This window comes from Micromonospora pattaloongensis, assembly GCF_900107255.1.
Lineage (GTDB): Bacteria > Actinomycetota > Actinomycetes > Mycobacteriales > Micromonosporaceae > Micromonospora_I > Micromonospora_I pattaloongensis.
This window is the reverse complement of the sequence record NZ_FNPH01000002.1, coordinates 179845-193212: the sequence shown is the minus strand read 5'-3', so window position 1 is coordinate 193212 and position 13368 is coordinate 179845. Positions and strand designations below refer to the sequence as shown.

Here is a 13368-nt window from a genome sequence, read left to right as displayed (position 1 = left end):
CGATCTGCCTTTCCTTCGTCGTCGGTCGCGTCCCAGCGCCGCGCCCACCACGCCTGCTCGGGCCTCGAATCCGGTGCTCGCGGACTTCCTCCAGTCCCGGGGACCCCGGCCGACGCGGAACACGCCGGGCACCGGGACTGTCACCCCGTCCGGTGATCTGGACCTGTCACCTCCGGCTGCTACGGGTCCGGCTCGTGCTCCTGCTTCAGTGCCGGCGCGGGTGTCGCCGGGTGGAACGACCTCGCTCGACCTCTCGGGCCCGCCGCCGAACGCCGGCACGCCGAGCCGGGCACCCGCCACCAGGAAGCCGACGCCGCCACCGGTACCGCTGAGGCCCGTGAACAGAACCCGGCCGGGAGCGCCCACGGTCCTGACTCCCCACGCGCCGACCGTGACGCTCACGCGGCTTCAGTCGGGCATCGGAGCGCTCGGTTTCACCGCGGTATGCCCGCAGACGGTGGGGGACCTCCGGCTCGGCTGCGCCTACCAGCTCCGGTCCGGTCATACGTCCACCGTGCAGTCTGCCGACGGCAGGCACACCGCGCCGTACAACTCGACGCGACCGGTCATCGTGGCGCATCGCGACCAGTACGAACGCATCAGCCTCGACCTGAGACAGTCCCGGGAGATCGAGCGCCTGATCATCTACGGGTACTCGCCGAGCGCCGGTCGGCTGCGCTGGCAGGGCGCGCTCGTCGTGACGACGTTCGGGTACGCCAGGATCAAGGTCCCGCTCGACGCCGCCCCGCAGGGTGGCGTCGTGGTGTTCCTGTCGCTTTACAACGTCCGCGGAGAGTTCGTGCTCCGGACCGAGATGGACGTGGCCAGCGGAACGATTCGCGACGCCTGCAACGCCTACGGCTTCGACCGGATCACCTGGCTCGACGCGAGGACCCCGGTCGGATAACAGAGGAACAGCTATGCGGCACTTCGATTTCCTATCCGATCCCGATCGGGAGCGGCTGTTTCTCAGCGCACCGAAGCACTTCACCTCCGCCGACGACGTTGACCTGCTCGCCGTCGCGCTGGGCGCCACGCTGTACAGCCCGGCGACCCGGACCACCCTGGCCGCGGACATCGCCAGGCGCGGCGCCCAGGGCGTACTGAGCATGGTCGTCTGCCTGGAGGACGCCATCCACGACAGCGAACTCGTGACCGCCGAGGCCAACGCGATCGCGCAGTTGCGCGCGTACGCGGAAACCGGCGCCGACGGACCGTTGCTGTTCGTCCGGGTCAGGTCGGCGGGGCAGATCCCGAGGATCGTGGAGGCGCTCGGCGAGCACCTCGGCGTCCTGACCGGGTTCGTACTGCCGAAGTTCACCGAGGACTCGGGCCCCGCCTTCCTCGACGCCGTAGCCCAGGCCGGTGTGCGGACCGGACGCCGGCTCCTCGCGATGCCCGTTCTCGAGTCGCCGGAAGTCATCTTCGCCGAGTCGCGTACCGACGTGCTTCTCGGCGTGCAGCGACTGTTGACCGAGTACCGCGACCTCATCCTCGCCGTCCGCATCGGTGCGACGGACCTGTCCTCGGCGTACGGGCTGCGCCGCTCCCGGGATCTGTCGGTCTACGACGTACGCGTGATCGCCGATCTCATCTCCGACGTCGTGAACGTGTTCGCCCGCGCCGACGACACGAGCTTCGTCGTCACCGGTCCGGTGTGGGAGTACTTCTCCGGTAGCGAGCGCATGTTCAAGCCGCAGCTGCGGGAGTCGCCGTTTGCCGAGCACTCCGAGCGGGCGTTGCGGACTGAACTGATCGCGAAGGATCTCGACGGCCTCATCCGCGAAATCGCGTTGGACAAGGCCAACGGGCTGACCGGCAAGACGGTCATCCACCCCACCCACGTCGCCGCCGTGCACGCCCTGTCGGTCGTCACGCACGAGGAGTACTGCGACGCCGCCGACATTCTCGGCACCAATTTCGGCGGCGGGGTACGGGCGTCGGTTTATCGGAACAAGATGAACGAGAGCAAGCCGCACGCGGCGTGGGCCGACCGCATCATGCGACGGGCGCAGGTGTTCGGGGTCGCCAACGAGCACATCTCGTTCGTCGACCTGCTCGGCGCGGGACTGCACCAGTGAGGCGCGGTGTGTCGCCGGTGAACGGCGTGTGGAGCGGCCGCTGGGTCGCCGACCGACTCGGTATCCGGCTCGTGTCCGACTCGCCCGAGTCGCCACTGCACCTGACCGACCTCACCGGGCTGGCGCTGCGACGCAACCCCCGCCGGGCGCACCTGCTGGTCTCCTCGGTGCTCGGCAAGCATGTGCCGACAGACCCGAGAATCGTGTACGGCGCGGGCCGCCTGCTCGGTGCCCTGGTCGCCGATGCGCTCACCGGTGAGTCCACTGGGATCGTGGAGACCGGGGGAGGGCTGCTGAAATCCGCTCTCGACGGTTCGCCCGACGCCGCAGATGCGCTGCTGGCGCTGTGCGCTACCCGGGAGTCGGCCGGGTCGATGACCGTTGCCGGGTTCGTCTCGTCGACGACCGTTCTCGGGTTCGCCGAGACGGCGACCGCGCTCGGGCATGCGGTCGCCGACGCGCTGGACGCCGACTACCTGCACTCCACCCGCCGCCGCTGCGCCGGCGCCGACGCGGCCGGGGGGTTCGAGGAGGAGCACAGCCACGCCACCAGCCACCTGCTGCTGCCGGAGGACCGGGAGATCCTGTCCCGGTCCGGGCCGCTGGTCCTCGTCGACGACGAACTGTCGACCGGGCGGACGGCGCTGAACACGATCCAGGCCCTGCATGCGTACTCGCCCCGGTCCCGGTACGTGATCGCCACTCTTGTCGATTTGCGGTCGGACGACGATCGGAAGGCAATGGCCGGGCTGGGAACGTCGCTCGGCGCCGCCATCGAGGTCGTGGCGCTGGTCGCGGGCTGCATCGAGCTTCCCGCCGGCATCCTGGGCGCCGGGCAGCGGCTCGTCGCCGAACACGATACGACGTACGAGGTCCGCTCAGGACAGGCCACGCCGATACCGGTGCCGGTGGCCGGCTGGGGCGGGGCCCGCGAAGGCGGCCGGCACGGGTTCGGTAGCTACGACCGCGCTGCCCTGCACACCGCCGCGGAGAAGGTGGCGGTTCAGCTAGCCGCCCAGCTCACCGGCGAGCGGGTCCTCGTACTCGGGTTCGAGGAGCTGATGTACGCGCCGCTGCTCATCGCGAACCACCTGACGGGCCGGCTGTCGGACACCGCCGACGTACGCTTCTCGGCCACGACGCGGTCACCGGTGCTCGCCGTCGACGACCCCGGCTACGCCATCCGTACCGTGCTCTGCTTCCCGAGCCACGACGATCCGGACGACGGGCCGGCGCCACGGTACGCGTACAACATCGCAGCGGGCTTCACCGACATCGTCTTCGTCGTCGATGACGCTGGTGACACCGATGCCCTGCACGCACCCGGTGGCCTGCTCGACCAGCTTGCCGGCTGCTGTGACCAGGTCCATCTGCTGGCGCTGCCCTCCTACTGCTTCGGAGATGCCGAGTGAACACCAGCCTGCCGGAACCCCTGTACGGACCGGGCTTCGGCTCATACGCGGCGGATGAGGTGGCCTGGCTGCTGACGGACCTCTCGCACGTCGAGCTCGAGGCACCCACCGAAGAGCGCGAGGAGGCGGTCCAGTCAGGCCGTGCCCACTATGCCGAATCGCTGCCGGTGGAGTACCAGCCGAGCGCGGAGTACCAGCAGTTGTTCAGCGATGTGCTCGTCGCATCGGCGTCGCGGCTGGCGCACGCGGTCGGCGTCGTCACCGAAATGGTGCTCGCCGAGCGCGGCAACGACGTCGTCCTCGTATCGCTGGCCCGCGCCGGCACTCCGGTCGGCATCCTGATGCGACGGTGGGCCGCGTTCGCGCACGACCTGGACGTTCCCCACTACTCGCTCAGCATTGTCCGCGGCCGGGGCATCGACACGGTCGCCTTGCGATACCTCGCCGCGCACCACGACCCGACCAGCATCATGTTCGTCGACGGCTGGACCGGGAAGGGAGCGATCACCCGTGAGCTCGCCGAGGCCGTCACGAAAGCCAACGCGGAGCTCGGCCTCGGCGACGGGCAGGGGTTCGCACCGGAGATGGCGGTGCTCGCCGACACCGGCCAATGTGTGGAGATCTACGGCACGCGGGAGGACACCCTGATCCCGTCGGCCTGCCTGAACTCGACGGTGTCCGGGCTGGTGTCCCGGACGGTGCTCAACGACGAGCTCATCGGTCCCGGTCAGTTCCACGGCGCCAAGTTCTACGCACACCTGGCCGACGTCGACGTGTCCCGCCGGTTCCTCGACGCGATCGTCGCCGAGTTTCCGACCGTCGCCGACGCAGTCGCGGCGGAGTGGCCGGCCGTGTTCGCCGGGAACCGGTCGTCGACGTGGACCGGGTGGTCCGCAGCCGAGGCGATTAGCGCCGAGTACGGGATCAACAACGTGAACCTCGTCAAACCGGGGGTCGGAGAGACGACCAGGGTGCTGTTGCGCCGGGTGCCGTGGAAGATCCTGGTACGCGCCGACGCGACCGGCGATCTGGCCCCCGTCACGATGCTGGCCGAACAGCGCGGCGTGCCGGTCGAACTCGTCGACGACCTGCCCTACCGCTGTGTAGGCCTGATCCGGCCGAACTACACGCGCGACACCCCCGGAGAGGTGCCGGCGTGAGCCGCGTACTCGTCGCCAGCGATCTGGACCGCACGCTGATCTACTCCGAGGCGGCGCTCGCGCTGGCGACCGGCGAGCGCCCGCGGCTGATCTGCGTAGAGCACTATCTCGGGCGGGAAGCGTCGTTCATGACCGAGCGAGCCGGCGAACTGGCGCGGCACCTGTCCGGCGTGGCGACGGTGATGCCGACGACGACGCGTACGCCGGAGCAACTTCACCGGGTGACCCTGCCGGGCGGCCCGCAGCGGTTCGCGGTCGCGGCCAACGGCGGAATCTTGCTGGTGGACGGGCAGGTCGACGCGGCCTGGAGCACGCAGGTGCGGCGACGGCTGGCCGAGGCGGCGCCGTTGGACGAGGTGTGGGCGTATCTCGGCCGGGTCTGCGACCAGGCGTGGACGACCAAGCTGCGCAACGCGGAGGACCTGTTCTGCTACGCCGTGATCGACCGGATTCGGATGCCGACGGAGTTTCTCACGCAGACGACCGAATGGGCCGTGCGACGCGGCTGGGGCACGTCGCTGCAGGGCCGCAAGTTGTACTGGGTGCCGAAGACGCTGACGAAGGCGGCCGCCGTGCGCGAGGTGGCGCGCCGGATCGACGCCGCGATCGTGCTCGCGGCCGGCGACTCACTGCTGGACATCGACCTGCTGGAGAGCGCCGACCTAGGGGTGCATCCGCGGCACGGCGAACTCTTCGACACCGACTGGTCCGCGCCGCACGTGACCCGTACCTCGGAGACCGGCGTGCTCGCAGGGGAAGCGATCCTAGAGTGGTTCGCCGCCACCGCGCAGAAATACGATCCCACTGCACCCGCCGACTCAACCTCGACCATCAGCCATGATCCCGAGCGCCGGCTGCCGTGCTGATCGCTCGACTTGTGTCAACGGCTCTGGCGCTCGCCGGGCTGCGCGGTCGGGACGATTGAAAAGCGCGCCGGTACGCCCAGGGGCTGACGCCCACGATCTCCTTGAAGCGCTCGCGGAACGTCGTGGCTGCCGCGAAGCCTGCCCGGATGCCGACCTGCTCCACCGGCACGTCGCTCGTCTCCAGCAGTTGTTGCGCCCGGCGCACCCGGCAGCGGGTGAGCCACTGCATCGGCGTCGTGCCGGTCTGCTCGCGGAACCGCCGGATCAAGGTCCGGCTACTGACAGCGGCTCGGGCCGCCATGTCACCGAGGCTGAGGTCGCGGGCGGCGTTCTCGGCCATCCACTCCAGCAGTGGTTGCAAGGATGAACCGTCCGCCGTCGGCGGCTCATGCGCGATGAACTGGGCCTGCCCGCCGGCGCGTTCCAGCGGCATCACCGATAGCCGGGCAGTCTCGGCGGCGACTGCGGCTCCGTGGTCGCAGCGGACCATGTGGAGGCACAGGTCGAGCCCGGCCGCGGCGCCGGCCGAGGTCAGCACGTCCCCCTCGTCCACGTAGAGGACGTCTGGATCGACGTTCACGGCGGGATAGCGCCGTGCCAGCGCGGCCGCCGCGGCCCAGTGGGTTGTCGCGCGGCGGCCGTCGAGCAGGCCCGCCGCGGCGAGGCTGAACGCGCCGACGCAGATGGATGCCACGCGTGCTCCCCGGGCTGCAGCCGCCCGCAGGGCGTCCAGCACCTGCGGCGGGACGGCGGCCCCGGGATCGGCGACCCCGGGCACGACGACGGTGTGCGCGGCGCTCAACGCGTCCAGGCTCCACGGCGCGCGGAGCGTGAAGGCGCCAGCGTCGATCTGGTCACGGTCGGCGCACACGCGGACGTCGTACGCGGGTCGCCCGTCGAGCCGGCGGGCTCGGCCGAACACTTCCAGCGGGGTTGCCAGGTCGAAGCCGATGACGCCATCGAACGCGACCACCGCCACTATGTGCACCCGCTGATGCTATTCCGGTGCCAAGCCGGGGCGTGGCGCTCATCCGTCGAGGGTTGGCGATGCCGCCACTGTTGTTGCCGCAACCGTCGCTTTAGCGTGCTGGTGGTGACCGTGATCGCGCCCATTCTGATCGGGCTGGCATACGCCGCCCTGAACTCCCTCGTTCGCGTCGAGCATCGTCGGCCTCTCAACGCCGTCGTGGTCGCCGGTGCCGGCGCCGCCTACCTCGGCGGCGGCTTCGGCGTATGGGAGTTGCTGTTCACCGCAGGCATGACCTATGTGGCCTTCCGAGGGCTGCGCTCCTGGCGCTGGATCGGCGTCGCGTGGCTCCTGCACACCGCTTGGGACGTACTGCACCATCTTGACGGCAAGCCGATCCTGCCCTTCGCGGCCCACTCTTCGCTGGGGTGTGCGATCTGCGACCCGGTCATTGCCGTCTGGTGCTTCGCCGGCGGCCCGTCCGTGAAGGACGTCTTGCGGCGGTGGTCTCCACGGGGTCGCGATACCAGCCGGGCAGCGGAAACCACGACCGGCGCGACGGCATAGTGGGCGGGTTCAAGCGGTGCGCGACAGCTCGATGCCGGTGACCGGTACGCCGCGTTCGGTGGCGAAGTCGTCGAGCGGGTGTTGACCGACAACGCCTCCGCCTACAAGTAACGTCCCTGGGCAGTACGGCTAACCCGTGGCCCGGCAGTCCGCTGCCCGGGCGGCCGATTCCCGGCGGCCCGGGTCGACGAACTCACAACGCCAGCTTGTAGCCGATGTGGGTGGCCTCGAAGCCGAGGGACTCGTAGAAGCGGTGGGCGTCGGTCCGCGCCCGGTCGGTGGTGAGCTGTACCAGGCGGCAACCGCGGCGGCGGGCCTCGTCGATCGCCCAGCGCAAGAGCTCCGTGCCCAGTCCGCTGCCCCGCTCGGAGCTGGACACGCGGACGGCCTCCACCAGCGCCCGCGTGGTGGCCCGGCGGGAAAGCCCGGGCAGGATCGTCAGCTGCAGCGTGCCGACGATGCTGCCGGCGCGTTCGGCGACCACGAGCGTCTGGTGCGGGTCGGCGTCGATCACGGCGAACGCCGTCAGGTACGGCTCCAGGTCGTCCGGTGACTCCCGGGTCGCACCGAGTACGTCGTCGGCGAGCATCGCCACAATCGCGGCGACATCCTCCGCAGCGGCCGGCCGTATCGTCAGGTCTGACATCCTGGTCCTTCCTTCCCGCGCACCCTGTCACCGCTGGCGACCCGTGCACGGGCGGGACTGCGCGGGGTTTGGTTGACTCGCGGGGCTGAGTGGTTCAGGCCGCGTGTGCGGCCTGTTGCATGGCGGGCGTCCTTCCAGCGAGGAAACATCCTCCCAGGTCCGGTGACGCCGCGCGGTTCACCACCAGCTCGGATACCAGCGCAGCCGCTTCTCGATCGAGTCGGTCTCCGGTCTGGGATCGTTGCTCCGGTCGCGCCACAGCGGCCCAACGAGCAGGAGCAACGCAACGCCCGTCAGCACCCACTGCAGGGCGGGCCAGCCCTGCCACAGCGCTACCCCGGCCAGGATCCAGGCTGACAAGCCGAGCGAATATCGCAGCCTCCGAGATGGACCCTTCACCAGATGATCTTACATCGCCGCAGGCGGTAGTCGGTGTCGGTCGAATTCTGGAGCTCAACCCGGGCTTGCTAGAGATACCTTTCTAAAATATTCTTTAGAATATGACGGACGAGGCGCGCGAGCGTTCCATCAAGCTCACCGACCCGCGCACCCTGCGGGCGTACGCGCATCCGCTGCGGCTGCGTCTGATCGGACTGCTGCGCAGGGACGGCCCGATGACCGCAACTCAGGCTGCCGCGCGGCTCGACGACAACGTGCCGAACTGTTCGTTCCACTTGCGACAGCTCGCCAAGTACGGGTTCGCCGAACGCGTTCCCGGGGCGGACGGCCGGGAACGGCCCTGGCGGGCCACCACGCGATACACGTCCTGGGACGACGACTCCGACGACCCGGCCATGAAGGCCGCCACGGACCAGCTCAACAGCGTGATGCTCGCCGTCTTCGTGCAATACGCCCAGGACTACCTCGCGGTCCGGGGCGACGAGCCCGTCGAATGGCGGGCCGCCGCCGGCTTCGGCGACGCGCTGCTGCACGTCACCGCGGCTGAGCTGCGCGAGCTCACCGAGGAGGTCGACGCGCTGCTGGCCCGGTACGACGACCGGGCTGCCGACCCGGCGAGACGCCCGGCCGGGTCTCGCCCGGTGCAGATCATCCAGATGGCGGTGCCGCGTGGGCCGGTGCCCCCCGATGACCGGCGATCGGAGACGGAGCCGTGACCGAAACCCTCGTCCTGGCCGACCCGGCACCGCCGCGCCGGCCGCGCATCCCGCGGCTGCTACAGCAAACGGCCTTCCGTCGCTACTGGTCCGCGCAGACCGTGTCGCTTTTCGGTGACCAGATCACCGTGCTCGCCGTGCCGCTGCTGGCCGTGCTCGCGATCGGCGCCGGACCCGCCGAAATGGGATACCTGACCGCCGCGTCGCTGCTGCCGAACGTGTTTCTCTCCCTGCCGGCCGGCGCCTGGGTGGACCGGTACCCGCGCCGACGCCAGGTAATGATCATCGCGGACCTTGGTCGGGCGGGCCTTCTGCTGGCCGTGCCGCTGCTGTGGTGGGCGGACGCACTGAACCTGCCGCTGCTCTGTGTCCTGGCCTTCCTGGTCGGGACCCTCTCGGTGTTCTTCGAGGTGGCGCACAGCAGCCTGTTCGCCGCCCTGGTCCGGCGAGCGGACTATGTGGACGCCAATAGTCTGATCAACGGCAGCAGAGCCATGTCGTACGTGGCCGGCCCGAGCATCGGTGGCGTGCTCGTGCAGGTGCTCACCGCCCCGGTCGCACTGGTCGCCGACGTGCTTACCTACCTGACGTCGGCTGTCTTCCTGACCCGGATAAGGGTCACCGAGCGTCCCGTGCAGAGCGGCCCCGGCCTGGGCATGTTCGCCGGCGTCCGGTACGTCGCCCGCTCTGCGGTGCTACGGGCGATCCTGCTCGGCACCACCACCCTCAACCTGTTCAACTACATGTTCGCCGTGCTCTTCGTGCTGTACGTGACCACCGAGCTGGACGTCTCCCCGGGCGTGCTGGGCCTGATCATCGGGGCCGGCGCGTTCGGCGGACTGCTCGGCGCAGCGATCACCGGCCCGGTCAGTCGCCGGATCGGCATCGGCCCCGCGCTGATCCTCGGCCTCGTCGTCTTTCCGGCCCCACTGGTCCTCGTGCCGCTGGCCGGGGGACCGCGGCCGCTGGTGCTCGCGCTGCTGTTCGCCGCCGAGTTCGTCTCCGCGCTGGGCGTCATGGTCCTCGACATCGCGGCCGGATCGGTGCAGATCGCGGCCACACCGGAGACGATGCTCGCCGTGGTCTCCGGGTTCAAGCGCACCGTCAACTACGGAATCCGGCCGGTCGGCGCACTGATCGGCGGGGCACTCGGCGCCGCGATCGAGGTACGTCCGGCCCTCTGGATCGCCACCCTCGGTGCCCTGCTCGGGGTGTTCTGGGTCGTCTTTTCCCCGCTGCGCACCATGCGCAACCTGCCCGAGCAGTGATGGCCCGCCGCGTGGGGCCGCGCAGCAACTGGGGACATGAGCTTCAACTGGCGCCTTCCCGGTAGCAGTACTATCCACCACCACTACCGAGGCCATATCTCACTCGCTCAGGCAGCGGGAGCGGTTGAGAGCGTGTGTGGCATCTTCCCCGCCGGCTAAACGGCAGTAACACGACAAGTTCGTAGGATGACCTCTATGGACAACAACGCGATCTGACCGGCAGCAAGCAGTAACGCCTCCGACCGACTCGTCCGAGGCGCTATTGCTTTGCCGACTGCCGCCGTTCTCAGGCGCGCATTGAACTACTGCTGCGCCCCGGTCAGCGGTTGGGCCAGAACGCCAGCAGTTCCTTGAGTGGTGCGTCGTACCGCACCACCCCACCGCTTTCCACGGTGCCGCAGCCTACCGTCACCACGGCCGGAGGCCGGTTAGGGTATCCCAGCACGAACAGGTATTGCTCCTTGCCGCCGGCCAGACAACTGCTATCCAGATTCGGTGCCGGCGGTGTGTCCGGCGCCGTGTTCAGCAGTTTCGCAACGCCGGCAGGGTCTTTGGCTGTGTGTGTTTTCCCGAGCGGCATTGGGTCGGTACTGACGAACGGGTACACGCACAGCAGTGCTGTCGTGGCGCCAGGTGCCACCAGAGTCCCAGTCCGCGTCCCCTTCAGCACGTCCATTCCCCGGTTAGTGGTCGACGTAGGGCACGCCGCTGGCCCGGGGGTACTGGTGGGCTGCGGTGCCGCAGCCGCCGAGGTTGTCGGCCCGGCGCTCGCCGCCGCGGGCACTCCGTCGTTGCTGCTGCCCGCGCTGTTACAGCCTCCGGCGGTCGCTGCGACGACAATGGCCGCAGCCAGGACCGGCAGGATGCTGTTTCGCCTGGCGGAATTTGGGAGCGTGCGGTGTGACGCTTTGGGGTGCGGCATCATGTCCTCTTTTCTGGGTCGGTTCTAGCCGACTAGCGGGTAGCAGCCGAAGAGTCGGATGACATCCGCCCAGTCCTGGAAGTTCAGGACACTTCCGCCGCCGCTGGATGAAATGCCCTTCGCTCTCACGCCCGACCCGTCGAGGGAGAAGACCGGTCCGCCACTGTCGCCTGCCTGTGCGGCAGTCTTTTTGTCAACCTGCGTGGTGCGGATAAGGCCGTCGACTATGTAGCCGTAGTCACCGTCGGAGTCTCCGGGATACGGAACCTGGACACGGGTGGGGCCTTCGGTACGCAGCCCGCAGACCGTACCGGACGTCGCACCGGACTGGCACAGCAGCTCGCCGGAGGCATGGTATCCCCAGCTTCTGACGATCTTGTAGTTGCTGGTCGTCGGAGTACCATCGAAGATCCGATCCGACCCGGGAGCGTCGATGAGCATCAAGTCGTACTGCCACTGGTCGCTGTGAACCGGGCCCATCCGGTAGCGGGAGGTGCCCTGGAAGGCTTCGTCGGGAATGCTCCCGCAGTGCGCCGCGGTCAGAACGAACTTGCGACCGCTTCCGTTACTTACTCCGTAGCCGGTGGTGCAGGCCATCCGGAAATCCTTACCGCGCCAGGTTTCGTAGTAGCCGCCGCCGTTCCAGTTCGGTACGTCTTCCAACCTGCTGGTCATCGGTTTGATCGCGTCGGCCGCTGTCGTCACCTTCACCGGAACGCTGAGCGGCAGGCCGGTGAGGATCTCGTTAGCTGACGCCAGCGGAGCTTTGCCGGCACGGGAACGGTCGCTGGACAACTTAGACGCGGCGGAGGCAGGCATCTGCTCCGCCACCAGACCGCTGCCGTCGGCGTTGGTGACGATCGCCTGAATCTGGCTGCCGCCGCGAGATTTGATGCGAGCCGTGATCGTGTCCGCTGCGGCTTCAAGCTCGGCCAATGAGTAGTTGGCCTGCTGGATCTTGAGCGGTCCGGTCTTACGTGCGGTGTCGACGGCAGCTTGCATACCGGGTGTCAGGGTGCCCTTCCAGCGCAGCGTCAAGCCGTTGCCTTCGAAGGCGATGCTGGTGAAGCCGGACGCCTGCGAGCGGACGTACTCGGCCTGGATTGCCTGGACGGCAGGCTGCAGTGCCTCCTGCTGCCGCATCGTGGCAAGGATCTTCGGGTCGATGTTGTCGACCGACTGAGGGTCATTGCTCGGGGCCCCGTCACCGCCGGCTGATGCGCCGCTGACCGGCATGAGCGCGATCGGTACGGCAACTAGAGCCGCCACGCCCAGGCTGAGTCGCCTGTTTCGGGTGACTCGGAATATGCTTGGTCGCGTTCTCATGGTTCCTCCTGCGGGGAGACGTGTGAACATCAGAAGCGGCGGCCCTCGGGTCCGCGGCCATGCTTCCCCGGGGGTCGTCGCTTCTTGCTCGGGAGCGTAACGGCGACCTCGCGTACTGTCCAACCACAGTGGACAACTGGCGCTACCTCCCGCGAGTGTTGCCTGATCCGACAAGCGCGGGCGCGTTGAATACCGCTGGTCGTACCTGTGCTGCCGGCGCCTGGTTACGAAGTTTTGAACGATGCTTATCAACCATTGCGCCGGCGTCGGGAAGGCGTCAGCGGTGCGGCGGCAGGCGGTAGACCGAGACGTGCGACCCCGACTCGGCGGTGAACTCCGCTCCGGCCCAGTCCGCATGGCGGCTCTCCAGCTCGAACCCGGCCACCTGCGCCATCAGGTCGAGCTCCGCGGGCCAGATGTAGCGGTGCGGGCTGCGGGACAGTCGGGCCCGTCCGCTCTCGTCGAAGGTGAAGTGGTGCGAAACGAGGTGCTGGCGCAGCACGTCGTAGGTGTCCAGCCCGATGTAGCCGGGCTCGACGTGGAAGACCGCGGCCTGCTGACCCGGTGGAAGCTTGCGCAGCTCCGGCACCCCGAGCTCGATCACGATCCGGCCGCCGGGGGAGAGGTGCCGGGCCGCGTTGCGGAAGCACGCGATCTGCTCGGCCTGGGTCAGCAGGTTGGAGATCGTGTTGTAGACGAGGTAGACGAGCGTGTACGTCCCGGGGGCGCGGACGCTCGCCATGTCACCGACGATCACCGGGATCGTCGTCTCATCCACCTTCGTCCGCAGTTGGTCGATCATCGGCCGTGACAGCTCGATGCCGGTGACGGGTACGCCGCGTTCGGCGAGCGGGACGGCGACCCGACCGGTCCCGATCGCGAACTCGAGCGCCCGTCCACCGCCAGCGAGTTCGGCGAGGCGGTCGACGGTCGGCCCCAGAACCTCCGGCGCGAACATGCCGGTGCCGGGAGTGTCGTAGCGCGCGGCGGCGTCGCCGTCCCAGATGTCCTCCTGTCGCATGCCGACAACGATTCCCA

At 68.8% G+C, this 13368-nt stretch carries 14 protein-coding genes; 8 read left to right on the top strand and 6 right to left on the bottom strand.

From position 1 onward, the window contains the following. Positions 1-514: 514 nt before the first annotated feature. The 5 genes from BLW47_RS06865 to BLW47_RS06850 are packed head-to-tail and all read left to right on the top strand — an operon-like array spanning position 515 to position 5519. Complete coding sequence (locus BLW47_RS06865) at positions 515-907, top strand: hypothetical protein (protein WP_139307177.1); 393 nt, start codon at positions 515-517, stop codon at positions 905-907. A gap of 13 nt (positions 908-920) precedes the next feature. Then, on the top strand, positions 921-2081 hold the full coding sequence (locus BLW47_RS06860) for an HpcH/HpaI aldolase/citrate lyase family protein (RefSeq protein ID WP_091553024.1): 1161 nt from the start codon (positions 921-923) through the stop codon (positions 2079-2081). Positions 2082-2098: 17 nt separating this feature from the next. Next, on the top strand, positions 2099-3493 hold the full coding sequence (locus BLW47_RS24620; protein WP_175543532.1) for a phosphoribosyltransferase family protein: 1395 nt from the start codon (positions 2099-2101) through the stop codon (positions 3491-3493). After that, positions 3490-4653, top strand: coding sequence for a cysteine protease StiP family protein (locus tag BLW47_RS24615; protein WP_139307175.1), 1164 nt, complete (start codon positions 3490-3492; stop codon positions 4651-4653). The genes BLW47_RS24620 and BLW47_RS24615 overlap by 4 nt, the downstream gene beginning before the upstream one ends. Continuing rightward, positions 4650-5519, top strand: a complete 870-nt coding sequence (locus tag BLW47_RS06850) for an HAD family hydrolase (RefSeq protein WP_175543531.1) — start codon at positions 4650-4652, stop codon at positions 5517-5519. Before BLW47_RS24615 ends, BLW47_RS06850 begins: the two co-directional genes overlap by 4 nt. Here the strand turns inward: BLW47_RS06850 and BLW47_RS06845 are convergent. Continuing rightward, positions 5485-6507: a GlxA family transcriptional regulator gene (locus BLW47_RS06845; protein ID WP_091553022.1), complete on the bottom strand. Its 1023-nt coding sequence runs from the start codon at positions 6505-6507 to the stop codon at positions 5485-5487. The two genes, BLW47_RS06850 and BLW47_RS06845, sit on opposite strands and share 35 nt — an antisense overlap. 105 nt (positions 6508-6612) lie before the next feature. Between BLW47_RS06845 and BLW47_RS06840 the strand changes: the two genes are divergently transcribed. Further along, positions 6613-7053: a DUF6010 family protein gene (locus BLW47_RS06840; protein WP_217634800.1), complete on the top strand. Its 441-nt coding sequence runs from the start codon at positions 6613-6615 to the stop codon at positions 7051-7053. Between the two features lie 193 nt (positions 7054-7246). Here BLW47_RS06840 and BLW47_RS06835 read toward each other — a convergent pair whose 3' ends face one another. Together BLW47_RS06835 and BLW47_RS06830 are read right to left on the bottom strand one after the other, a co-directional pair. Further along, positions 7247-7699 carry a GNAT family N-acetyltransferase gene (locus BLW47_RS06835; protein ID WP_091553020.1) on the bottom strand — a complete coding sequence of 151 codons (453 nt, stop codon included), beginning with the start codon at positions 7697-7699 and terminating at the stop codon, positions 7247-7249. Between the two features lie 177 nt (positions 7700-7876). Further along, on the bottom strand, positions 7877-8059 hold the full coding sequence (locus tag BLW47_RS06830; RefSeq protein ID WP_091553018.1) for a hypothetical protein: 183 nt from the start codon (positions 8057-8059) through the stop codon (positions 7877-7879). A 140-nt stretch (positions 8060-8199) separates the two neighbouring features. On the opposite strand from BLW47_RS06830, the gene BLW47_RS06825 reads away from it, so the two are divergent. Then, positions 8200-8814, top strand: a complete 615-nt coding sequence (locus tag BLW47_RS06825) for a winged helix-turn-helix domain-containing protein (protein ID WP_091553015.1) — start codon at positions 8200-8202, stop codon at positions 8812-8814. Then, a complete protein-coding gene (locus tag BLW47_RS06820) occupies positions 8811-10082 on the top strand; it encodes an MFS transporter (protein WP_091553012.1) in 1272 nt (423 codons plus the stop codon). Before BLW47_RS06825 ends, BLW47_RS06820 begins: the two co-directional genes overlap by 4 nt. 319 nt (positions 10083-10401) lie before the next feature. Here BLW47_RS06820 and BLW47_RS24610 read toward each other — a convergent pair whose 3' ends face one another. The 3 genes from BLW47_RS24610 to BLW47_RS06805 all read right to left on the bottom strand — a co-directional run bounded on the left by BLW47_RS24610 (position 10402) and on the right by BLW47_RS06805 (position 13351). Next, positions 10402-10758 carry a hypothetical protein gene (locus BLW47_RS24610; RefSeq protein WP_139307174.1) on the bottom strand — a complete coding sequence of 119 codons (357 nt, stop codon included), beginning with the start codon at positions 10756-10758 and terminating at the stop codon, positions 10402-10404. Between the two features lie 270 nt (positions 10759-11028). Further along, entirely contained in the window at positions 11029-12273 is a 1245-nt protein-coding gene (locus tag BLW47_RS06810) for a trypsin-like serine protease (RefSeq protein WP_175543530.1), read from the bottom strand. 334 nt (positions 12274-12607) lie between these two features. Beyond that, positions 12608-13351 (bottom strand): class I SAM-dependent methyltransferase, encoded by a 744-nt coding sequence (locus tag BLW47_RS06805; RefSeq protein ID WP_091553004.1) that lies wholly within the window; start codon positions 13349-13351, stop codon positions 12608-12610. Positions 13352-13368 lie beyond the last annotated feature (17 nt).

Excerpts from the sequence above, each read along its gene's own strand:
- BLW47_RS24610 (WP_139307174.1), bottom strand. The coding sequence starts at position 10,758 with ATGGACGTGCTGAAGGGGACGCGGACTGGGACTCTGGTGGCACCTGGC.
- BLW47_RS06805 (WP_091553004.1), bottom strand. The coding sequence starts at position 13,351 with ATGCGACAGGAGGACATCTGGGACGGCGACGCCGCCGCGCGCTACGAC.
- BLW47_RS06825 (WP_091553015.1), top strand. The coding sequence starts at position 8,200 with ATGACGGACGAGGCGCGCGAGCGTTCCATCAAGCTCACCGACCCGCGC.
- BLW47_RS06835 (WP_091553020.1), bottom strand. The coding sequence starts at position 7,699 with ATGTCAGACCTGACGATACGGCCGGCCGCTGCGGAGGATGTCGCCGCG.
- BLW47_RS06860 (WP_091553024.1), top strand. The coding sequence starts at position 921 with ATGCGGCACTTCGATTTCCTATCCGATCCCGATCGGGAGCGGCTGTTT.